The 20577-nt window shown below is 70.7% G+C and carries 21 protein-coding genes; 11 read left to right on the top strand and 10 right to left on the bottom strand.

Translation table 11 applies throughout. The features are described from left to right. The first annotated feature begins 35 nt into the window (after positions 1 to 35). Positions 36 to 404, top strand: a complete 369-nt coding sequence (locus tag ASE12_RS16545; RefSeq protein ID WP_056403058.1) for a helix-turn-helix domain-containing protein — start codon at positions 36 to 38, stop codon at positions 402 to 404. Between the two features lie 9 nt (positions 405 to 413). Here the strand turns inward: ASE12_RS16545 and ASE12_RS16540 are convergent, their stop codons facing one another. Together ASE12_RS16540 and fgd are read right to left on the bottom strand one after the other, a co-directional pair. Beyond that, the gene (locus ASE12_RS16540; RefSeq protein WP_056403054.1) at positions 414 to 1067 is read right to left on the bottom strand and encodes an NUDIX domain-containing protein; all 654 of its coding nucleotides are present in this window, start codon (positions 1065 to 1067) and stop codon (positions 414 to 416) included. Between the two features lie 12 nt (positions 1068 to 1079). Next, positions 1080 to 2087 (bottom strand): glucose-6-phosphate dehydrogenase (coenzyme-F420), encoded by a 1008-nt coding sequence (fgd, locus tag ASE12_RS16535; protein ID WP_056403052.1) that lies wholly within the window; start codon positions 2085 to 2087, stop codon positions 1080 to 1082. Between the two features lie 125 nt (positions 2088 to 2212). On the opposite strand from fgd, the gene ASE12_RS16530 reads away from it, so the two are divergent. From ASE12_RS16530 to cofC, 3 genes are read left to right on the top strand one after another with little or no spacing between them, the layout of a single operon-like run. Next, entirely contained in the window at positions 2213 to 3208 is a 996-nt protein-coding gene (locus ASE12_RS16530; RefSeq protein ID WP_056403049.1) for a DNA topoisomerase IB, read from the top strand. A gap of 57 nt (positions 3209 to 3265) precedes the next feature. After that, the gene (locus ASE12_RS16525) at positions 3266 to 5785 is read left to right on the top strand and encodes a bifunctional FO biosynthesis protein CofGH (RefSeq protein ID WP_056403048.1); all 2520 of its coding nucleotides are present in this window, start codon (positions 3266 to 3268) and stop codon (positions 5783 to 5785) included. After that, positions 5782 to 6426, top strand: coding sequence for a 2-phospho-L-lactate guanylyltransferase (gene cofC, locus ASE12_RS16520; protein WP_056403045.1), 645 nt, complete (start codon positions 5782 to 5784; stop codon positions 6424 to 6426). The genes ASE12_RS16525 and cofC overlap by 4 nt, the downstream gene beginning before the upstream one ends. On the opposite strand, the gene cofE is transcribed toward cofC, so the two are convergent. Genes cofE through ASE12_RS16505 form a run of 3 tightly spaced genes read right to left on the bottom strand, consistent with a single transcriptional unit; the run spans position 6416 to position 9730 of the window. After that, the gene (cofE, locus tag ASE12_RS16515) at positions 6416 to 7381 is read right to left on the bottom strand and encodes a coenzyme F420-0:L-glutamate ligase (protein WP_056403041.1); all 966 of its coding nucleotides are present in this window, start codon (positions 7379 to 7381) and stop codon (positions 6416 to 6418) included. The genes cofC and cofE overlap by 11 nt on opposite strands. Before the next feature lies 1 nt (position 7382). After that, positions 7383 to 8360: a 2-phospho-L-lactate transferase gene (gene cofD, locus ASE12_RS16510; protein WP_056403038.1), complete on the bottom strand. Its 978-nt coding sequence runs from the start codon at positions 8358 to 8360 to the stop codon at positions 7383 to 7385. Positions 8361 to 8389: 29 nt separating this feature from the next. Next, a complete protein-coding gene (locus ASE12_RS16505; RefSeq protein ID WP_056403035.1) occupies positions 8390 to 9730 on the bottom strand; it encodes an NAD(P)/FAD-dependent oxidoreductase in 1341 nt (446 codons plus the stop codon). A 95-nt stretch (positions 9731 to 9825) separates the two neighbouring features. Here ASE12_RS16505 and ASE12_RS16500 point away from each other — a divergent pair, with 95 nt between their 5' ends. Continuing rightward, entirely contained in the window at positions 9826 to 10692 is an 867-nt protein-coding gene (locus ASE12_RS16500; protein WP_056403032.1) for a DUF1707 domain-containing protein, read from the top strand. Here ASE12_RS16500 and ASE12_RS16495 read toward each other — a convergent pair whose 3' ends face one another. Further along, complete coding sequence (locus tag ASE12_RS16495; protein ID WP_056403029.1) at positions 10693 to 11892, bottom strand: S8 family serine peptidase; 1200 nt, start codon at positions 11890 to 11892, stop codon at positions 10693 to 10695. Between the two features lie 162 nt (positions 11893 to 12054). Here ASE12_RS16495 and ASE12_RS16490 point away from each other — a divergent pair, with 162 nt between their 5' ends. After that, the gene (locus ASE12_RS16490; protein WP_157413018.1) at positions 12055 to 12873 is read left to right on the top strand and encodes a DUF1707 domain-containing protein; all 819 of its coding nucleotides are present in this window, start codon (positions 12055 to 12057) and stop codon (positions 12871 to 12873) included. On the opposite strand, the gene ASE12_RS16485 is transcribed toward ASE12_RS16490, so the two are convergent. Further along, the gene (locus tag ASE12_RS16485) at positions 12858 to 13334 is read right to left on the bottom strand and encodes a PGPGW domain-containing protein (RefSeq protein WP_056403023.1); all 477 of its coding nucleotides are present in this window, start codon (positions 13332 to 13334) and stop codon (positions 12858 to 12860) included. The genes ASE12_RS16490 and ASE12_RS16485 overlap by 16 nt on opposite strands. Positions 13335 to 13448: 114 nt before the next feature. Beyond that, positions 13449 to 14138, bottom strand: coding sequence for a metal-dependent transcriptional regulator (locus ASE12_RS16480; RefSeq protein ID WP_056403020.1), 690 nt, complete (start codon positions 14136 to 14138; stop codon positions 13449 to 13451). A gap of 55 nt (positions 14139 to 14193) precedes the next feature. On the opposite strand from ASE12_RS16480, the gene ASE12_RS16475 reads away from it, so the two are divergent. The 4 genes from ASE12_RS16475 to ASE12_RS16460 are packed head-to-tail and all read left to right on the top strand — an operon-like array spanning position 14194 to position 17929. Beyond that, positions 14194 to 15543: a deoxyribodipyrimidine photo-lyase gene (locus ASE12_RS16475; protein WP_369797219.1), complete on the top strand. Its 1350-nt coding sequence runs from the start codon at positions 14194 to 14196 to the stop codon at positions 15541 to 15543. A 9-nt stretch (positions 15544 to 15552) separates the two neighbouring features. After that, entirely contained in the window at positions 15553 to 16266 is a 714-nt protein-coding gene (locus ASE12_RS16470; RefSeq protein WP_056403016.1) for a hypothetical protein, read from the top strand. Between the two features lie 39 nt (positions 16267 to 16305). Continuing rightward, on the top strand, positions 16306 to 17592 hold the full coding sequence (locus tag ASE12_RS16465) for an MFS transporter (protein ID WP_056403012.1): 1287 nt from the start codon (positions 16306 to 16308) through the stop codon (positions 17590 to 17592). Positions 17593 to 17635: 43 nt separating this feature from the next. Beyond that, a complete protein-coding gene (locus tag ASE12_RS16460; protein ID WP_056403010.1) occupies positions 17636 to 17929 on the top strand; it encodes a hypothetical protein in 294 nt (97 codons plus the stop codon). Here ASE12_RS16460 and ASE12_RS16455 read toward each other — a convergent pair. Both ASE12_RS16455 and rfbA read right to left on the bottom strand, forming a co-directional pair. Beyond that, the gene (locus ASE12_RS16455) at positions 17926 to 18591 is read right to left on the bottom strand and encodes a DedA family protein (protein WP_056403007.1); all 666 of its coding nucleotides are present in this window, start codon (positions 18589 to 18591) and stop codon (positions 17926 to 17928) included. The two genes, ASE12_RS16460 and ASE12_RS16455, sit on opposite strands and share 4 nt — an antisense overlap. Positions 18592 to 18662: 71 nt before the next feature. Next, positions 18663 to 19529: a glucose-1-phosphate thymidylyltransferase RfbA gene (rfbA, locus tag ASE12_RS16450; protein ID WP_056403004.1), complete on the bottom strand. Its 867-nt coding sequence runs from the start codon at positions 19527 to 19529 to the stop codon at positions 18663 to 18665. A gap of 49 nt (positions 19530 to 19578) precedes the next feature. On the opposite strand from rfbA, the gene rfbB reads away from it, so the two are divergent. Next, complete coding sequence (rfbB, locus tag ASE12_RS16445; protein WP_056403001.1) at positions 19579 to 20577, top strand: dTDP-glucose 4,6-dehydratase; 999 nt, start codon at positions 19579 to 19581, stop codon at positions 20575 to 20577.

Here is a 20577-nt window from a genome sequence, read left to right as displayed (position 1 = left end):
AGTTACCTCAACGTAACGAAAAGGCGGTGTGGCCCATGTCACAACACCCGGACTTCAACGTCATGACGGCGACCTGCCCCTCGCGTACGTCCTTGGCCCGGATCGCCAACAAGTGGACCGCCATGATCGTCATCGCGCTCGGCAAGGAACGCCTGCGGTTCGGCGACCTCCGTGCCACGGTCCAGGGCATCAGCGGCAAGGTGCTGACCGAGACGCTGCGCGACCTGGAGCGGGACGGGCTCGTCGCCCGGCACGCGTACGCCGAGATGCCGCCGCGCGTCGAGTACGAGCTGACTCCGTTGGGCCGCACGCTGCACACGCCCCTGCTGGCGCTCGGCGCCTGGGCCGAGACAAACATCGAGCTGGTCATGGCCGCGCGCGAGGCGTACGACGCGCAGTCCTGACCTGAGGGGTCAGGGCGCGAACGGCCCCGACAACAGGGCCCACTGCAGCAGCATGATCGTCTTGGCGTCGACGATGTCCCCGCCGATCGCGGCGAACGCCTTGTCGATGTCGAGCTCGACCACTTCGATGTCCTCGCCCTCCTCGGCGATCCCGTGGCTCGTGCCTCGTTGCTCGTCCGCCTGGTAGGGCGCGGCGTAGAAGTGCAGCTTCTCGGTCACCGATCCCGGGCTCATGTAGACGTCGAAGACGTGCTCGACCTCGCCGATCTCGACGCCGGTCTCCTCCACGGCCTCCCGGCGGATCGCCGACTCGGGGTCGTCCTCGTCGAGCAGCCCGGCCGCGGCCTCCAGCAGCATCCCGTCGGGGTGCCCGTTGACGTACGCCGGGAACCGGAACTGGCGCGTCAGCAGCACGGTTCGCCGAGCGGGGTCGTACAGCAGGATCGTCGCGCCGTTGCCGCGGTCGTACGTCTCCCGGCGCTCGGTCTGCCAGCTGCCGTCCGACTTGCGGATGTCGTACGTCGTGGCGCGAAGCACGTACCAGTCGTTGGCCAGCAGGTCGACGTGCTTGACGACGACGTCGGGGTTGCGGGTGAGGTCCAGCCCGGTCAGGTGGAGGCCTGTTCGACCACGGCCGTCCGGCTCGTCGATGCCCTTGGTCATCGCGCCCTGCCCTCAGCCCAAAGCCCGGAGCCGGGGAGCCAGGTCCGACGCGAAGAGCTCGAGGAAGCGGCGCTGGTCGTGACCGGGCGCGTGCAGCACGAGGTGGTTGAGACCCGCGTCGGTGTAGGGCTTGACCAGCTCGGCGACCTCGTCGGGGTCCGAGCTGACGATCCACCGCTTCGCGACCTGCTCGATCGGCAGCGCGTCCGCCGCCGCCTCCATCTCCATCGGGTCGTCGATGCTGTGCTTCTGCTCGGCCGTCAGCGACAGCGGCGCCCAGAACCGGGTGTTCTCCAGCGCGACCTGCGGGTCCGGGTCGTACGAGACCTTGATCTCGATCATGCGGTCGATGTCGTCGGCCGACCGGCCGGCCTTCTCCGCCCCCTCGGCGAGCGCGGGCATGAGCTTGTCCTCGTAGAGCTCCATGCCCTTGCCGGAGGTGCAGATCATGCCGTCGCCCTTGCGCCCGGCATAGCGCGCCACGACCGGTCCCCCGGCGGCGACGTAGACCGGGATGCCGCCGTCCGGGACGTCGTAGATCGACGCGCCGACCGTGCGGTAGTGGTCGCCCTCGAAGTCGACCCGCTCACCGGTCCACAGCTGGCGCATCAGGTCGACGGCCTCCCGCAACCGCGCGAAGCGTTCCTTGAACTCCGGCCACTCGCCCACGAACCCCGACGCCGCCTCGTTGAGCGCCTCGCCGGTCCCGACGCCCAACAGGATCCGGTCCGGGTAGAGGCAGCCCATCGTCGCGAACGCCTGCGCGACGACCGCCGGGTTGTAGCGGAACGTCGGGGTCATGACGGAGGTGCCCAGGCGGATCGACGACGTGCGCTCACCGACCGCCGTCAACCACGCCAGCGAGAACGGCGCGTGACCGCCCTCGTGCCGCCACGGCTGGAAATGATCGCTCACCACGGCGGTGTCCATGCCGGCCTCCTCGGCCAGCACGCCGAGCTCGACGAGCTCCCTCGGCGCGAACTGCTCGGCCGATGCCTTGTAACCGATTCTCAGCTCCACGTGGCTCTCCTCCGGGTTTTCGATGGTTGAACCATGGCACGGGCGGACAGCCGGTCCGCCGGGAGGGCGCGCGCGGGCCGCTACGACATGCGTGCTCCGCATCGGTCACCTAGCGTGATCTCACCATGGTCCGCCTGCGCCGTACGTCCCCCAGCTCCCCCGGCTGGTCGCGCGTCCGGCACGGCCGCGGCTTCCGCTTCCTCGACGAGGACGGCCGGCCGCTGGAGCCCGAGCAGGTCCTGCGCTGCAAGCAGCTCGTCATCCCGCCGGCGTGGAACGAGGTGTGGATCTGCGCGGTCGAGAACGGCCACCTGCAGGCCGTCGGCACCGACGCGGCGGGCCGGCGCCAGTACATCTACCACCCCGACTGGCGGGCGCGGCGCGACACCGAGAAGTTCGAGCGGATGGAGGGCTTCGCCGCGTCCCTGCTCAAGCACCGCCTCGAGGCACGCCGCCACTTGGCCGGTGACGAGCTGACCCTCGAGCGGGTCGCCGCGACGGCCTTCAGCCTGCTCGACCTCGGCATGTTCCGCATCGGCTCGGAGCGGTACGTCGAGGAGAACGGCAGCTACGGACTCACCACGCTGGAGAAACGCCACGTGCACGGCGCTGGGACCGGCATGACGTTCTCCTACCCCGCCAAGTCCGGCCAGCTCGTCGAGGTCACGGTGCGGGACCAGCGCGTTCGAGAGGTCATCGAGGTGCTGCGCCGGCGGCGCGGCGGCGGCGATCGCCTGCTCGCCTACAAGCGCGGCGGCCAGTGGTACGACCTCGCCGCCGACGACGTCAACGCGTACGTCAAGGAGATCATCGGCGAGCACTACACGGCCAAGGACTTCCGGACCTGGCGCGGCACGTCGATCGCCGCGCTCGCCCTGGCGCGCAGCGACCGGAGCACGCCGACCCGGCGCAAGAAGTCCGTCGCGGCGGCGATGCGGGACGTCTCGGAGCACCTCGGCAACACGCCCGCGATCGCCCGCACCTCGTACGTCGATCCGCGCATCATCGACCTGTTCGAGGACGGCATCACGGTGCGCGCCGACCACCGGCGGGTCGCGCCCGGTGCACCCATGAGTCGTACGCTCGAGCGCCAGGTCCTGCGCATCCTGCGACGCGCCTGACGCATGCCCTGGCGGGTCGGCGACCCCGCGTGTGGAGGTGGGGACCACAATTGCTGAATGACTGGTCCCAACGAACGCGAGATCAGCCGGGCCGTGACGCGCGCGGTCGCGGGCAAGACGATCGACGCCCGCGAGGCCGCCGGGCTGCTGAGCGCTCGCGGCGACGAGCTGCGCCGGCTCATGTCGGCCGCGGCACGCGTCCGCGACGCGGGTCTCGAGGCGGCCGGCCGGCCGGGCGTCGTGACGTACAGCAAGAAGGTCTTCATCCCGCTGACCCGCCTGTGCCGCGACCGGTGCCACTACTGCACGTTCGCGACGACGCCGGGCCGGCTGCCTGCCCCGTTCCTGTCCCCCGACGAGGTGCTCGACATCGCGCGCAAGGGTGCCGCGATGGGCTGCAAGGAGGCGCTGTTCACGCTGGGTGACCGCCCCGAGGACCGCTGGGACGACGCCAAGGAGTGGCTGGAGGCCGCCGGGTACGACAGCACGCTGGAGTACGTCCGTGCGATGGCGATCCGCGTGCTCGAGGAGACCGGGCTGCTGCCGCACCTCAACCCGGGCGTCATGAGCTGGAAGGAGATGTCGCGGCTCAAGCCCGTCGCGCCGTCGATGGGCATGATGCTCGAGACGACGAGCCGCCGCCTCTACGAGGAGAAGGGCGAGGCACACTACGCCAGCCCCGACAAGGACCCGGCCGTACGCCTGCGGGTGCTCGAGGACGCCGGACGGCTCAACATCCCGTTCACCACGGGGCTGCTGATCGGCATCGGCGAGACGATCGACGACCGCGTCGAGAGCATCTTCGAGCTGCGCCGGATCGCCCGGACGTACGGGTCGATCCAGGAAGTCATCATCCAGAACTTCGTGTCCAAGGACGACACCGCGATGCGGCTGACGCCGGACCTCGAGGTCGAGGAGTACCTCGCCGCGATCGCCACGACCCGCATCCTGATGGGCCCGGCGATGCGCGTCCAGGCGCCGCCCAACCTCGTCGGTCTCGACGACTGCCGGGCCCTGCTCGACGCCGGCGTCGACGACTTCGGCGGCATCAGCCCGCTGACGCCGGACCACGTCAATCCCGAGAAGCCGTGGCCGCAGATCACGGCGCTGGCCGAGCTGTCGGCTGAGCGCGGTTTCACGCTGACCGAGCGGCTCACGGCGCACCCGCAGTTCCTGTCCGAGCCGTGGCTCGACCCGCGCCTGCGCCCGCACGTCGACGCTCTCGTCGCCGACGACGGGCTGGCCCGCGCCGACGCAGTTCCGGAGGGCCTGCCCTGGCAGGAGCCCGACGGCGGCTGGTCGACGACGGGCTGGCTCTCGAAGGGCCGCACCGACCTGCACACCGAGATCGACACCGTCGGGCGTACGACCGACCGGCGCAGCGACTTCGAGGACGTCTACGGCGACTGGTCGGTGCTGCGCGACAGCCAGCCGGGCCGCGACGCTGCGCTGGTCGGCGTGGGCGACGGCGGGTTCGCCGCGGCGATGCGGGCGGCGGAGCGCGATCCCGCGGGCCTGTCGGACGCCGACGCGCTGACCCTCATGACGGCCGAGGGCGCGCACCTCGACGCCGTGACGGCGCTGGCAGACGACCTGCGCCGCCAGGCGGTCGGCGACGAGGTCACCTACATCGTCAACCGCAACATCAACTTCACCAACGTCTGCTACACCGGCTGCCGGTTCTGCGCGTTCGCCCAACGCCGTACCGACGCCGACGCCTACACGCTGTCCCTCGACGAGATCGCCGACCGGGCCACCGAGGCCGTGGCGTTCGGTGCGACCGAGGTCTGCATGCAGGGCGGCATCGATCCCGAGCTGCCCGGCACGGCGTATTTCGACATCGCCGCTGCTGTCAAGCAACGCGAACCCGGCCTGCACGTCCACGCGTTCAGCCCCATGGAGGTCATGAACGGCGTGACGCGCACCGGCATGTCGGTGCGCGACTTCCTCGTGCGCGCCAAGGAGTCCGGCGTCGACTCACTGCCCGGCACGGCGGCGGAGATCCTCGACGACGACGTCCGCTGGGTCCTGACCAAGGGCAAGCTGCCGACGTCGGAGTGGCTCGACGTCATCCGCACGGCGCACGAGATCGGCCTGCCGACGACGTCGACGATGATGTACGGCCACGTCGACCACCCGGGTCACTGGGTCGGCCACCTGCGCACGATCGCCAACCTGCAGCGCGAGACCGGCGGGTTCACCGAGTTCGTCCCGCTGCCGTTCGTGCACCAGTCGTCGCCGATCTACCTCGCCGGCGTCGCCCGCCCCGGGCCGTCGGTGCGGGACAACCGCGCAGTGCACGCCCTGGCACGGATCATGCTGCACGGCCTGATCGACAACATCCAGTGCTCGTGGGTCAAGCTCGGCCCCGAGACCTGCACGCAGGTGCTGCAGGGCGGCGTCAACGATCTCGGCGGCACGCTGATGGAGGAGACCATCAGTCGCATGGCCGGCTCGACGAACGGCTCCCGCAAGTCGATCGAGGAGCTCGAGACGATGGCCACCCTCGCCGGCCGGCCCGCCGTCCAGCGCACCACGACGTACGACCGGCTGACGCCGGTGCGGGCCGCCGGATGACGTACACCGCGATCGTGCCGATGAAGGCGTGGGACCGGGCCAAGTCCCGCCTGCACGCCGACTCGGACGTCCGCCGCGCGCTCGCCGAGGCGTTCGCCCGCGACACGCTCGCTGCCGTGCTCGCCTGCGAGGAGGTCGGCGAGGTCGTGGTCGTGACGCGCGGCGACCTGGTCGTCGCCGACGTCCGCAACGCCGGTGCCGTCGTGATCCAGGAGCCTGCGGACCGGCCGCTCGACACGTTGGGCTCGGCGATCCGGCACGGCATCGCCTGGGCGGGCGAGCACCGGCCGGACGCGCCCGTCGCCGTCGTGCCGTCCGACCTGCCGGCGCTGACACCCACTGCCCTGGCCGAGCTGTTGCGGGCGGCTGCGGCACATCCTTTCGCCTTCGTGGCGGATGCCAACGGCGACGGCACCACGATCCTGACGAGCCGCTCCCCGGGCCTCATGCGTCCCGGCTACGGTCCCGGCTCGGCGGAGCGGCACCGCGGCTACGGGGCGTACGCGCTGGTGGCCGCCGACGAGCTGCGACAGGACGTCGACGTGCTGCCCGACCTCGACGCCGCCGAGCGCCTCGGCCTCGGCGTGCACACCCGGCAGGCGTACACCGACCTCACGGCAGACGAAGCGCTCAGTCGCTGACGACGGCGATGACGACCTCGCGGCGCAGGGCGCGGGCGAGGATCCGCAGGCGCTCGGCCAGCGCTCCCGCCTCGACGTAAGCCTCCGGCGCTCCGTCCTCGCTCAGTGAGCGCACCTCCAGCGAGCCGTCGGCGGCGACGGTCACGTCGGCGAGCGAGAGGTCGGTGCCGGCCCGCGCGAGTGCGAGCAGGTCGTCGTCCTCGTCGGCGACGGGGAAACCCCGCGGGAGGTCACCGCGGGAGGCCGCCGCGAGCACCGCGTCACGGGCGCCGAGACCGAACAGGTCGCCGTCGTCGTCGCGGATCAGCGCAGCCGCGCCCTCGTCGGAGCCGAGCCACGACGTCGGCAGCCCTCGCACCACCACGACGGGCCGGCCATCGAGCTTGCCCGCGACCAGCTCGGCGGTGCCGGCGATCTCGTCCGCGACGGCAGGTGAGGTGACCGCGAGGAGGTTCCCGTACGCGTCCTCGACCCCCGCGAACGACACGTAGGGCACGACCCCGGACGCTCCGATCGCGATGTCGGTCTGCCCGATGCGCCACGCCCGCCCGGCGGTGTCGCTCACGATGACCCCGAGGCGTACGCCCGTGAGCTCCTCGAGACGGCCACGCAGGTCACGAGCCGCACCGTCCGGGTCAGGTGGAAGCGGGATAACGGTGCCGGCCTCGAGGTTGGAGGCGTCGATCCCGGCCGCGGCGAGCGTGAGGCCGGAGTGCGTACGCACGATGCGGGTCTGGCCACGACGCGCCACGACCCGGTCGGTCTCGGCGTCGATCAGGGAGTCCCGGTCGCCGGCCGTCGCCAGCCCGGCAGCCTTGCTGACCACCTTGCTGGTCACGACGACGACGTCGCCGTCCTCGAGCGGGTCACCGAGGTGGTCAACGATGATCGCGGCGAGGTCGTCGCCGGGGCGGATCTCGCCGATGCCCTCCAGCGGCCACGCGCGCAGCACCATGTCAGCGCCCGGCGGCCAACGAGTCGGCGAGGGTGAGGGTGTCACGGGCGAGCTGGGCCGTGGTCGCGTCGTCCGTCATGTAGAGCGGCACCGCCTGGGACCTGATGCCGGCCGCCTCGATCGACCCCAGCTCCCCGGCATCCGCGGTGTCGACCAGCCAGCCGTCGAGCACTCCCCCGGACGCACGCGCCCCGTGGTGGCGAGCCACCCCGGAGGCACTGATCTCGAGGCCGAGGCCGGTGAGCAGCTGGTCGGCCATGCCCCGCACCGCAGCACCACCGATGATCGGCGAGACACCCACGACCGGCGCTGCGGTCGTACGCAGCGCCTCGGCGACCTGGGCCACCGACAGGATCGCGCCGATCGACACGATGGGGTTGGACGGCGGCAGGATCACCCGGTCGGCACCGAGGATCGCCTCGACCACGCCGGGCCCGGCCGTCGCCTCGTCAGCGCCACGGAACGCGACCTCACGCACCGGGACGCGGGCGCCGAGCCGGATCCAGTACTCCTGGAAGTGGATCACGTCGATGCCGTCGTCACCGTCGATGCCGATGTGGGTCTCGACCTGGTCCTCGGTCATCGGCAGGAGACGGACGCCGGGCTGCCACCGCTCGCACAGCCGCTCGGTGATGGCCGCGAGGCCCACCCCCTCGTGCCACATCTGGGTCCGGATCAGGTGGGTGGCAAGGTCACGGTCACCGAGCCCGAACCAGGTCTTGTCGACGCCGTAGGCCGTCAGCTCCTCCTTGGCGTTCCACGTCTCGTCGGTGCGACCCCACTTGCGCTCGGGGTCGATGCCGCCGCCGAGCGTGTACATCACGGTGTCGAGGTCGGGGCACACCCGCAGGCCGAAGAGCCAGATGTCGTCGGCGGTGTTGCCGATCACCGTGACCTCGTCGTCAGGCCCCACGGCGGCCAGCAGCCCCTTGAGGAAGTTGGCCCCACCGACCCCACCCGACAGCACCGTGATCCGCATGGGCCCAGTCTGCCCGAGCGCCCGAAGGGTCAGAGCGCCGACTCGATCGCCCGCCAGAACGTCGGGTAGGCGTAGACCGTGTTGCGCAGCGTCTCGAGCGGGATCTCGGCGCGTACGGCGAACGCCAGCGCCGAGAGCGTCTCGCCACCGGTCGGCCCCGCGCTGGTCGCACCGACGATGACGTCGCGGTCCGTGTCGATGACGAGCTTGATCAGCCCTGCGTTGCCGATCCCGTGGACGAAGCCCCGGCTGCTCACCGCGACGTCGGTCAGCCCCACACGTACGTTCAGCCCCTTGTCGCGGGCCTGCGCCTCGGTGAGGCCGACTCCCCCGACCTCCGGGTCCGTGAACGTCACGCGCGGGAAGCTGTCGTCGTACGCGCCGAGCGGCTCGCCGAGGATCGACTTGGCCGCCCGCTCCGCGTGATACATCGACAGGTGGGTGAACGCGCCGCGCCCGACGATGTCGCCGATCGCCCAGAGCCCGTCGGTGACCTGCATGTCGTCGCCGACGGTCAGGAACTTGCCCGCCTCGACGCCGACCGTGTCGAGGCCGATGTCGTCGACCCGCGACCTGCGCCCGGCGGCCACCAGCAGCTGCTCGGCCTCGTACGTCGTGTCGCCGCAGTTCACGGTGAACCGGTTGCCGTCGTGGTCGACCCGGTCGATGGTGATGCCGGCGTGCACGCCGATGCCTTCCGACTCGAAGACCTTGGTCAGCAGCTCGGACGACTCGGGCTCCTCGGGCGCGAGGATGCGCGGCGCGACCTCGAGCACCGTGACCTCGGTGTCGAAGCGCGAGTAGGCCTGCGCCAGCTCGAGCCCGATCGCCCCGCCGCCGATCACGATCAGCGACGCGGGAGCCTGCTCGGCCTTGAGCGCCTCGCGGTTGGTCCAGTACGGCGTGTCGGCGAGGCCCGGGATCGGCGGCACCGCTGCCGTCGTGCCGGTGTTGAGCACGACGCCTTTGGACGCGACGTACGTCTCCCCGTCGACCTCGACCGTACGATCGCCGGTCAGCCGTCCGCGCCCACGTACGAGCGTCGCACCGGCGGCGGTGATCCGGTCGGCTGCGACGGTGTCGTCCCAGTTGTCCGTGGCCTCGTCGCGGATCCGCTTGGCGACGAGCGAGAAGTCGGGGCTGACCGTCGCGGTGCCCGACAGCGTGGCGATGCGCCGCGCCTCGGCGAGCAGGTTGCCGGCACGGATGAACATCTTCGAGGGGATGCAGCCCCAGTAGGGACACTCGCCGCCGACCAGCTCGGCCTCGACGGCGACCACGGACAGTCCTGCCTTGGCGAGCCGCGCGACGAGCGCCTCGCCTCCGGGACCGAGACCGACAACGACGACATCACACTCGTGAGCACTCATGCCCCCATCCTCTGGCATGCGCCCACTCGGGAGCCAGAGCACCCGTGGGGTGATTTCGCCTCCGCGACCGCCGCGGCGTGGTTACGCTGCGCTGCATGGAGGGCGTTCCGGCAACTGACGACGATCGGCGCGGGGCGTTCGACGACCTCAAGGAGTTGCTCTCGAGCGGCCGGATCGACGCCGCCGAGTTCGCGACCCGGTCCTCGAAGATCTCGTCGGCGACCACCCTGTCGGAGCTCGCCGCGCTGGTGACCGATCACGGTCGCGCTCCGGCGACTGCGTCAGCACCCAAGGAGTCGTTCGGCACCGTGGTCGGCGACGCCCTCACGAGCCCGCAGGTCGGGCGTACGGTGGGCCGGTTCGCGACGGCCATCGGCATGCGCCGGGTGATCCTGTGGGCGCTCGCCCTCGCGGTCACCGGCGGTGCGGCCCTCGCCACGCAGTTCTTCGACAACACCGGTGGTGACCCGTCGACGGGTGCGGGCATCCCGGGCCTCACGCAGCCGACCGCCACCGCGGCCCCGCACCCGGAGCTGCTGACGCGTACCGGCTTCGCCAGGCTCCGCGACGACATGCGCGCCAAGATCGGCAGCACGCACTACCTCAGCGCCGTGATCTATCCCGACTACGCGACGATCGAGGTGCCGGTCTCAGGCGACCCCGACCACTCGCAGCGCTGGTACTACAACGGCAGCTTCCCCTACAACCCGACGCCGAGCCCGCGGCGGCCCGGCTCGAAGTCGGCCGACCTGGGCGACGTACGGGTGACGGCGCTCGCCAAGGCGATCCGGCTGGCCCCGGCGCAGCTCAACGTCCCCGATCCCGACCGGACCTACGTGATCTTCGACAGCCGCTCCGGACGCAGCGTCATGTCGGTGTACGTCACCAACCCGTCGAACGACACCGGCTACTGGACCATGCGGCTCGACGGCAGGACGGTGACGAAGTACAAGGCGCCGTGATCACCGCGACAGCATGCGGCGGGGATTGATGACGCCGTATCCGCTGCGCGTGTCGTAGCCCGCACGTCCGGTGTCGTCCGCCGTCGCCTGGATGAGCCCGCGGATCGTCGCCTGGCTGGCACCGGGTCCCAGCTTCGAGATCTCGAGTGCCGCGGCACCAGCCACGTGTGGCGCTGCCATCGACGTCCCGGACAGCGTGCAGTAGTCCGGCGGGCAGCCCAGCGTCGGGCTCGGCTTGGCCGTCGTCGTGGACAGGATGCCGCTGCCGGGCGCCGCGACGTCGACCCAGTCACCGCAGCTCGAGTACGACGCGACGTCGCCGGCCGAGGTGATCGCCGCGACGCCGAGCACACCGGGATAAGCCGCGGGATACGTACGCGGTGAACCCAGCAGCCCACAGCCCCGGTTGCCCGCGGCTGCGACGACGACGACGTTCTTGGAGATCGCGTACGCCACCGCGGCCTTGGTGGCCGTGTCGGCACGGGTGGAGGACAGCGAGAGGTTGATGACCTTGGCGCCGTGCTGCACCGCCCAGATGATCGCCTTGCCGACCGTCGCCGAGTCGCCGACGCCCGACGAGTCGAGGACGCGTACGGGCATGATCCGCGACCCGGGGGCGACGCTGGCGACACCGCGGTGATTGTTCACGAGCGCGGCGATGACCCCGGCGACGTGCGTGCCATGACCGTTCTCGTCGCTCGGCAGGGTGCCCGGCGAGATGAAGTCGTAGCCCGCCACGATGTGGCCGTTGAGATCGGGGTGGCCGGCGCGAACGCCGGTGTCGATGACCGCGACGACGACACCGCGGCCGGTCGACGTCTTCCAGGCCGTCTCGGCGCCGAGGCGGGTGAGTCCCCACTGGCGCGGACGGAGCGGATCGTTCGAGACGTCGATGCTCACCTCGTGCGCCATGTCGACGCCGATCGTGGCCGGCTTCCTGAGACCCGCGAGGATCTGCTTGAGAGCGCCGGACCGGCTCGTGGCGACCGACGTGGTGATCGTGGGGGCGCCGGCGGTACGGGTCGTGGTCACGACCTCGAGCGGTCGGCCCGGCAGCGCGGTCGCGAGGATCTTGGTCGCCGTACGGTCGAGGGCACTGGCCCCGGGACCCGGCTCGTCGTTGGCGGTGGCCCCGCTCGACGTCGTCGCCACCAGGGCCGCGCCAAGCGCGACGACTCCGGCTGCTCGTCCGATCTGCATACGCACTCTGGTCACCTCTCGTCCCCCGTGGACCAACGCCCACGGTGGGTCCCGGGTTACGACGTGCCGACGGATGGTCGGGCCGAGTGGCACTCCTGCCGACAGTACCTGAGTCGACTGATCCGGCGCGGCGAAGGCGCGAGTGCGGATATCGTGCTCGGCATGGTGGCCACCCGAGCAAGCGATGCCGACCGTGACAGCTGCCTGGAGGACATCGAGGCCGCGTACGCGGACGGCCGCATCAATGACGCGGAGCGCGAGGCGCGTACGCAGGCCGCGCTGCAGGCGACGACCCTGCAGGAGCTGGCCGATCTCGTCGCCGACCTCGGTCCCGCGGCCAAGCTCCCGACGAAGGTGGCCGCAGCCTTCAAGCCGTCGGGCAACGCCGCCGGCACCCAGCTGTCACGACGATTCCTGCGCCGGCTGCTCGTGGCCCTGCTGATCCCCGCGGCGATCGCGGTCGTCGTCTGGGTGTCGAACGCCGGTGGTGACGACCAGCCGACGACCCCCGGTTCGGCCGCGCAGGAGTCCAATCCCAAGGACCGCCTGGAGCTGCACACGGCGGCCGGCTTCGAGCAGCTCGTGGCGCTGACCAAGGCGAAGTTCGGCACGACGGTCATCGACTCGGCGGCGATCTACCCCGACTACGCCAGCATCGAGGTCGTGATGAAGGACGACGAGCGGCGCGTGGAGAACTGGTACTTCGCCAAGGGGTTCGAGGGTGAGCCGAGCAAGGGCACCCGCACCGCAGAATCCGGAACGATCGACCTGGCGGCGGTCAACCCTGCCGCGTACGCCCGGGCGCTCAAGCGCTCACCGTCGGTGCTGGGCGTCGAGGACATCACCTCGACGTACGTCGTGATCCGCAACTCCGGTGACCAGCCGACGTTCTCGGTGTACGTGTCGAACGAGTACAGCGAGAACGGCTACTGGACGTTCACGCTGGACGGCAAGGAGCTTGCCCGCTACGCGTTCGAGTGAGTCTTGGCCTTGCGGGGCTCGTGCCACCGGACGACGCTGTAGGCCAGCAGACCCCAGGCGGCGATCGCCGACGTCCACAGGCCGATCGCCGTGCCCCAGCCATGAGCCGGCAGCTCGGGGCCGAAGCCCACGCTGAGGATCGAGAACTCCGGGATCTCGGGGCTGAGCCACCACACGACGCCCAGCGCGACGAGCCACACGCCGCCGAGGAAGCTGACGGTGATGCGCGGCCAGGTCGCGACGCCGAACTTCGCCGCCTCGACCGCCTTGCGCTCGAGCGGGCCGAGCAACTTCTGCGCCCAGACGTAGTTGCGGGACAGCAGCGAGATGCCCGCGACCAGGACGAGCGTTCCGGGGCCGGGAGCCGGGATGAGGATGATGCCGGCGATCGTCAGGATCCAGCCGAGGATCTCACTGCCCGTGCGTCGAAACCAGCTCTTCAAGGCCAACCCGACGTTCATGGGACAAGTCTGCCAGCCGGTCCACCACAGAAGGGCGACAACCCGGCGAGAACAGCCAGAACCAGGGTCATCCCGGATGAGGAACCGGGACGGCGTACGGGGCGACCCCGACGATCAGACCGAGACGAAGACGTGCACGGCCGCTTCGGCGTCGATCTCAGCGGTCTCACCCTGTCGCGCGACGACGAGGCCGTCGTGTCCCTGTGACACCAGGATGTCGTTGCCGGGCAGCGCGCCGACCCTGCGAAGCACCGACATGACCTCGGTGTCCTTCTGCAGCTCCTCGGCGATGCGTCGCACCACGAGGCGGATCGGCTCGACCGCACCGCTGACCGCCTTGGTCATCGGCTGCACGCCTTCGAGGAAGTCGGCGTCCTTGCCGAGCTCGCCCAGCTCGGAGAGACCCGGGATCGGATTGCCGTACGGCGACTCGGTCGGGTGCTCGAGCAACTCGACGAGGCGACGCTCGACCTGCTCGGACATCACGTGCTCCCAGCGGCAGGCCTCTTCGTGCACGAACTCGATCTCGAGGCCGATGATGTCGGTCAGCAGGCGCTCGGCGAGGCGGTGCTTGCGCATCACGCGTGTCGCGAGCTGCCGCCCCTTGGGCGACAGCTCGAGGTGCCGGTCACCCTCGACCGTGAGCAGCCCGTCACGCTCCATGCGGGCGACCGTCTGGCTGACCGTGGGCCCGCTCTGGTGGAGGCGCTCGGCGATGCGCGCGCGCAACGGGATGATGCCCTCCTCTTCCAGCTCGTAGACCGTGCGGAGGTACATCTCGGTGGTGTCGATCAGGTCGCTCACCAGGCCATTGTTCCACGTCCTGCAGCATCGCCGTCGCCACCGGACAATGGGAGACGTGACGACGTCAGTGATGTGGTTCAGGCGGGACCTGCGGCTGGGCGACAATCCGGCGATCCTCGAGGCGCTCGCCTCCGGGCCCGACGGTGTCGTGCCGCTGTTCGTGCTCGACGACCGTCTCTGGTCGACCCGGGCCAAGGCCCGTACGGCCGCCCTGTCGGTCCTGTTGGCGGACCTCTCCGAACGCATCGGTGGCCTCCACGTGGTGCACGGGGATCCTGTCGAGGAGGTCGTCCGCGTGGCGCGTCGCGTCGGAGCCGCCAGCGTGCACGTCTCGGCCGACTTCGCACCGTACGGCGCCCGGCGTGATCGCCGAGTAGAGGAGGCGCTGGCGTCGCACCGCATCGCGCTCGTCCGGACCGGTTCGCCGTACGCCGTCGCGCCGGGGCGGGTCACGAAGGCCGACGGCTCGGGCTACCGGGTCTTCACACCCTTTGCACGAGCGTGGCGCGAGCACGGCTGGCGCGGGCCCGCGGACGAGACGACCGACGTGCCGTGGATCCGGCCCGACGGGCGTACGCACGAGATCCCCGATCTCGCGCCGCCGGACGGGATGACCCTGCCACCGCTCGGCGAGCGGGCCGCGCTGGAGCGATGGGAGGCATTCCTCGACGACGACATCGCCGACTACGACGTGGCGCGCGACCTGCCCGGCGACGACCGGACGTCGCGCATGTCCGTGCACCTCAAGTGGGGCACGATCCACCCGCGCACGATGCTCGCGGACCTCGCGCCCCTGCGGTCGAAGGGCGCCACGGCGTACGTCCGGGAGCTCGCGTTCCGCGAGTTCTACGCCGACGTGCTGCACCAGCGCCCCGACTCGGCGTTCGGCTACTACAACCCCGCGTTCGCCGCGATGGAGTACGACGAGCCCGGGGACGCGCTCGAGGCGTGGAAGGCCGGCCGCACAGGCATCCCGATCGTCGACGCGGGGATGCGCCAGCTCGAGGCCGAGGGCTGGATGCACAACCGCGTACGCATGATCGTCGCGAGCTTCCTGGTCAAGGACCTCCACGTCGAGTGGCAGCACGGCGCACGGCACTTCCTCGAGCTGCTCGTCGATGCTGACCTCGCGTCCAACCAGCACGGCTGGCAGTGGGTCGCGGGCTGTGGCACGGACGCAGCGCCGTACTTCCGGGTGTTCAACCCGATGACACAGGGCAAGAAGTTCGACCCCGACGGGACGTACGTACGCCGGTGGGTGCCCGAGCTCGCCGAGGTCGACGCGCGGCACGTGCACACGCCTTGGGAGCTCGACGAGCCGCCGGCGGGCTACCCGGCCCCGATGGTCGACCACGCGGCGGAGCGCCAGGAGTCACTGCGTCGCTACGGGGCCATCACGACCTAGGCTGGTCGGGTGGTCACGATTCCCGGTCAGTTCAACGGTCCCCTCCACTCCGGCAACGGCGGCTACGTCGCCGGCCTGCTGGGCCAGGAGGTCGACACCGACGGGCCGGCCACCTCGACCCTGCGGATCCCGCCGCCGTTGGACGTACCTCTCAGCTGGGAGCGCGACGGCGACCAGGTCCGGCTGCTGACGGCCGGCGGCGCCGTGATCGGTGACGCCGCCCCAGGGGCGTTCTCGCGTGACGTGGCGCCGTGCCCGTCGCCGGAGGAAGCCGCTGCAGGGCTCGCGCACTACCCGGGCTTCGCGCACCACCCCTTCGACCACTGCTTCACGTGCGGCACGGCCCGCGACGAGGGCGACGGGCTGCGCCTGTTCGCCGGGCCGATCGACCCCGCGCAGCCCGGCCTGACCGCTGCTCCGTGGACGCCGCACGAGGCGTTCGACGGCGACGACGGCATCGACCTCCCGGTCGCCTGGGCGGCGCTGGACTGCCCCGGTGGCTGGGCGGCCGACTTCAGCCGCAACACGATGGTGCTCGGCCGGATGACCGCACAGGTCGACCGCCGCCCCCACGCGGGCGAGCGCTGCCTCGCGGTGGGCCACCTGGAGGCGCAGGAGGGGCGCAAGTTCCTGGCCGACACCGCGCTCTACACCGAGGACGGGGAGCTGCTCGGTCGTGCGGAGCAGACCTGGATCCTGATCGACATCGCGGCGTTCTCCTGACCTGAGCCCCGTTGGGTCCGTGCCGTAGATTGTCACGACGTGGCGCGGCGATCCTTCTCTCACTTTTTCGCCGACACGAGGCCGCTGCGCAACCAGCACTTCCGCAGGCTCTGGCTCGCCAACATCATCACGGTCATCGGCGCCCAGCTGACGGTCGTCGCGGTGCCCGCCCAGATCTACGCCGACACCGGCTCCTCGGCCTACGTCGGGCTCGCGGGCGTCTTCGGGCTCGTGCCGCTGATCGTGTTCGGTCTGTACGGCGGGGCGCTCGCGGACGTGTTCGACCGCCGCACGATCCTCATCTTCACGACCGTCGGACTGATCGTCACGAGTGCGTTGTTCTGGCTGCAGGCGTTCGCCGGCAACTCCAACGTCTGGCTGCTGCTCTCGCTGTTCTCGGTCCAGCAGGCGTTCTTCGCGGTCAACCAGCCCACCCGCAGCGCGGTCCTGCCCAAGCTGCTCGACCTGACGCTGCTGCCGGCCGCCAACTCGCTCAACACGACGGTCATGATGGCCGGCGCCATCGCGGGCCCCCTGGTGGCCGGCGTCCTCATCCCCGTCATCGGGTTCGAGTGGATGTACCTGATCGACACGTTCACGCTGTTCGCGACGCTCAGCGCTGTCGTCCGACTGCCGCGCCTCCCGGTGCTCGACGCCGTCGCGGGGGCACCCGGCATCAAGGCGGTCATCGAGGGCTTCACCTATCTGCGTACGCAGCCCGTGCTGCTGATGTCGTTCGTCGTCGACCTGATCGCGATGGTCTTCGGCATGCCCCGTGCCCTGTTCCCCGAGATCGCCCACCTCGACTTCAACGGCCCTGACAACGGCGGCCTGGTGTTCGCGCTCCTGTTCGCGGCGATCCCAGCGGGAGCGGTCATCGGCGGCATCTTCAGCGGCTGGGTGTCGCGCGTGGAGCGTCAAGGCCGGGCGGTCATCGTCTGCATCGTGATCTGGGGCCTGGCGATGGCCGGCTTCGGGACCGGCGTCGGCCTCGCCGACCACTGGCGCACGCCGATGTTGGTGCTGGCCTTGGTGATGCTCGTGATCGGCGGCGCGGCCGACACCGCCTCGGCGGCGTTCCGCTCGAGCATGTTGCAGTCGGCCGCAGACGACGCGATGCGCGGACGCCTGCAGGGCGTCTTCATCGTGGTCGTGGCCGGCGGCCCCCGCATCGCCGACACCCTGCACGGCGCCACGGCCGCGGCCCTGGGCACGGCGGCGACGGCAGCCGGCGGCGGTGTCCTGGTGGTGGTCGGCGTCGTGATCGCGTCGCTCGCGGTTCCCTCGTTCGTCCGCTACCGGATCGCCCGCCCCGTGCGGGACTGACCGCGCCGGGCCCGCCGGGGACTGCCGGGAACATACTGGGCCGATGGCCACGAAGCGCGTACGCCGCGAGCTCACCACCGAGCAGGTGCAGCGGTGGGTCGTGTCGTTCCTGATCCTCGCCGTGTCGTCGTTCCCCATCGGCGCGTTGGTCGCGGTGATCCGCAGCATCGTGGACGACGGCCGCCGCAGTGACGGCGCGATCCTGCTGGTCGTCATGGCGGTCATCGGGATCGTGGCACTCGGCGCGATCCGGCTGGTGCACCGCAGGCCCGCGTTCGCGCCGTGGATCCTGCTCGGCGCCGTCCCGGCCGTCATCGCCGGAGTGCTGATCCTCTAGGGCTGGAGGTCGCTGACCAGCGGCGAGAACCTCGACCGCCGGGCAGCGAGCTCGAGAGACGCGACGTCCGGTGCGGCAGACACCGGGCGTACGCCCACGACGGTGCGAATGACCAGCACCGGGATCAGGGCGAGTGCGAGCAGCACCAGCAGCAACCACGTGGCCCGGCCGAAGGCGTCGTTCGCCATCGCGGTGACGGCAGCGACGGTCGAGCCACCACCGACGTACGCCGCGGACCAGGTCGCCGATCCGGCGAGCGACGCCGGAGCGAACCGGCGGTACTCCAGTCCCGACGCACCGGCGGCCGCAGGGGTGAGGGTCCGCACGATCGGCACGAGCCGGGTCGCGAACACCGCGACCCCGCCGCGGCGCCTCAGCAGGTCGGTCGCCCGGTCGTAGTGGCGGACGCCGAGACGCTTCACGGCCCTGGTCTCGCGCAACGCGTCACCGTAGCGCCGGCCCAGCAGGTAGCCGACGTGGTCACCGCTGGTGGCACCGATCATCACGACGATGCCGAGCGCGACCATCTCGGCGGGCGAGCCCATCGTCGCGGCCAGGACGACGATCGCGGTCTCGCCGGGCAGCACGATGCCGAGGCCGAGACCGGACTCGGCGAACGCCAGGCCGAAGCCCAGCGCGAGTGTCAGCGCAACTGCTGTCATGCCCCCAAGCGTGACCAACGCGCGTGACGCCACTCCGGCAACGAGGTGGCCGCAGGGTGAACAGTGCGCGTTCAGCCGTGCTCGAGCAGGCCCAGGAGGTAGTCGCCGTAGCCGCTCTTGGCGTACGCCTCGGCCTGGCGGCGCAGCCCGTCGTCATTCAGCAGGCCCAGACGCCAGCCGGCCTCCTCAGGACAGCCGATCGACAGCCCTTGGCGCTTCTGCACGGTCCGGATGAACTCCCCGGCCTCACCGAGCGAGTCGAACGTGCCGGTGTCGAGCCACGCGACCCCGCGCTCCAGCGGCTCGACCCGCAGGCGGCCGGCATCGAGGTAACGGCGGTTGAGGTCGGTGATCTCGAGCTCCCCGCGTGCGGACGGCTCGAGGTCGGCGGCGACCTCGACGACGTCGTTGCCGTAGAAGTAGAGGCCCGGCACGGCGTAGTGGCTCTTGGGCACGGCCGGCTTCTCCTCGAGCGACGTCGCGGCGCCGTTGCCGTCGAACTCGACGACGCCGAATGCCGACGGGTCGGCAACGCGGTAGCCGAAGATCAGGGCGCCGTCGATGTCGGTGTACTTCGCGAGCTGGGTGCCAAGACCCGCGCCGTAGAAGATGTTGTCGCCGAGGACGAGCGCGGCCGACTCCGCGCCGATGTGCTCCTTGCCGATGACGAACGCCTGCGCGAGTCCGTCGGGACTGGGCTGGACGGCGTACGTGATCGAGATGCCGAACTGCGAGCCGTCGCCCAGGAGGTGCTCGAACTGGGCCGCGTCGTGGGGCGTCGTGATGACCAGGACGTCGGTGATCCCGGCCAGGATCAGCGTGGAGAGCGGGTAGTAGATCATCGGCTTGTCGTAGACCGGCAGCAGCTGCTTGCTCACGGCACGCGTGACCGGGTCGAGCCGCGAACCGGTGCCTCCGGCCAGGATGATTCCCCGCATGCCAGTCATCCTAGGTGGCGCTTCGCGAGGCACTACTACGCTGAACCCCATGCGCAACGTCCTGGTGACCGGAGGAGCCGGCTTCATCGGCGCCAACTTCGTACGGCATGTGGTGGAGACGACCGACGTCGACGTCACGGTGATCGACAAGCTGACGTACGCCGCGAGCCGCGCCAGCCTTGACGGCCTGCCCGACGACCGCTGCCGACTGGTGATCGGTGACATCACCGACGCCGCACTCGTCGGCGACCTCGTCGGCACGCACGACGCCGTGGTCCACTTCGCCGCGGAGTCGCACAACGACAACTCATTGCTGGACCCGACACCGTTCGTCCAGACCAACCTCGTCGGCACGTTCACGCTGCTCGAGGCCGCCCGCCTCCACGACGTACGCCTCCACCACGTCTCGACCGACGAGGTCTACGGCGACCTCGACCTCGACGATCCGGCGCGCTTCACCGAGGCATCCGCCTATCGCCCGTCGAGCCCCTACTCGGCGACCAAGGCCGGCTCGGACCACCTCGTCCGGGCTTGGGTGCGCTCGTTCGGCGTACGCGCCACGATCAGCAACTGCTCCAACAACTACGGGCCGTGGCAGCACGTCGAGAAGTTCATCCCACGCCAGATCACCCAGCTGATGGACGGCCTCAAGCCTCGCGTCTACGGCGACGGGCTCAACGTGCGTGACTGGATCCACGTCGACGACCACAGCAGTGCCGTCCTGGCGATCCTTGAGCGTGGCACGATCGGCGAGACCTACCTCGTCGGGGCCGACGGGGAGAAGAGCAACCTGGACGTCGTCGCTCTGCTCCTGGCGATCTTCGGCCGCGAGCCCGACGACTTCGAGCACGTCACCGACCGGGCGGGGCACGACCGGCGCTACGCCCTCGACCCGGCGAAGCTCCGGGCCGAGCTGGGCTGGGCGCCACGGCTCGGCGACTTCGCGGCGGGGCTGGCCGAGACGGTCCAGTGGTACCGCGCCAACGAGCACTGGTGGCGGCCGAGCAAGGCCGCGACCGAATCCATGTATGCACGACAGGGGCAATGA

The sequence above is a fragment of the Aeromicrobium sp. Root236 genome, from assembly GCF_001428805.1.
Classification (GTDB): domain Bacteria; phylum Actinomycetota; class Actinomycetes; order Propionibacteriales; family Nocardioidaceae; genus Aeromicrobium.
Note: the sequence above shows the minus strand (reverse complement) of the source record. Positions and strands in the feature narration are given on the sequence as shown.

What these genes read in the sequence shown, in the direction of transcription:
- ASE12_RS16545 (WP_056403058.1), top strand. Translation starts at nt 36, where the DNA reads ATGTCACAACACCCGGACTTCAACGTCATGACGGCGACCTGCCCCTCG.
- ASE12_RS16540 (WP_056403054.1), bottom strand. Translation starts at nt 1,067, where the DNA reads ATGACCAAGGGCATCGACGAGCCGGACGGCCGTGGTCGAACAGGCCTC.
- ASE12_RS16530 (WP_056403049.1), top strand. Translation starts at nt 2,213, where the DNA reads ATGGTCCGCCTGCGCCGTACGTCCCCCAGCTCCCCCGGCTGGTCGCGC.
- ASE12_RS16525 (WP_056403048.1), top strand. Translation starts at nt 3,266, where the DNA reads ATGACTGGTCCCAACGAACGCGAGATCAGCCGGGCCGTGACGCGCGCG.
- cofC (WP_056403045.1), top strand. Translation starts at nt 5,782, where the DNA reads ATGACGTACACCGCGATCGTGCCGATGAAGGCGTGGGACCGGGCCAAG.
- cofE (WP_056403041.1), bottom strand. Translation starts at nt 7,381, where the DNA reads ATGGTGCTGCGCGCGTGGCCGCTGGAGGGCATCGGCGAGATCCGCCCC.
- cofD (WP_056403038.1), bottom strand. Translation starts at nt 8,360, where the DNA reads ATGCGGATCACGGTGCTGTCGGGTGGGGTCGGTGGGGCCAACTTCCTC.
- ASE12_RS16505 (WP_056403035.1), bottom strand. Translation starts at nt 9,730, where the DNA reads ATGAGTGCTCACGAGTGTGATGTCGTCGTTGTCGGTCTCGGTCCCGGA.
- ASE12_RS16500 (WP_056403032.1), top strand. Translation starts at nt 9,826, where the DNA reads ATGGAGGGCGTTCCGGCAACTGACGACGATCGGCGCGGGGCGTTCGAC.
- ASE12_RS16495 (WP_056403029.1), bottom strand. Translation starts at nt 11,892, where the DNA reads ATGCAGATCGGACGAGCAGCCGGAGTCGTCGCGCTTGGCGCGGCCCTG.
- ASE12_RS16490 (WP_157413018.1), top strand. Translation starts at nt 12,055, where the DNA reads ATGGTGGCCACCCGAGCAAGCGATGCCGACCGTGACAGCTGCCTGGAG.
- ASE12_RS16485 (WP_056403023.1), bottom strand. Translation starts at nt 13,334, where the DNA reads ATGAACGTCGGGTTGGCCTTGAAGAGCTGGTTTCGACGCACGGGCAGT.
- ASE12_RS16460 (WP_056403010.1), top strand. Translation starts at nt 17,636, where the DNA reads ATGGCCACGAAGCGCGTACGCCGCGAGCTCACCACCGAGCAGGTGCAG.
- ASE12_RS16455 (WP_056403007.1), bottom strand. Translation starts at nt 18,591, where the DNA reads ATGACAGCAGTTGCGCTGACACTCGCGCTGGGCTTCGGCCTGGCGTTC.
- rfbA (WP_056403004.1), bottom strand. Translation starts at nt 19,529, where the DNA reads ATGCGGGGAATCATCCTGGCCGGAGGCACCGGTTCGCGGCTCGACCCG.
- rfbB (WP_056403001.1), top strand. Translation starts at nt 19,579, where the DNA reads ATGCGCAACGTCCTGGTGACCGGAGGAGCCGGCTTCATCGGCGCCAAC.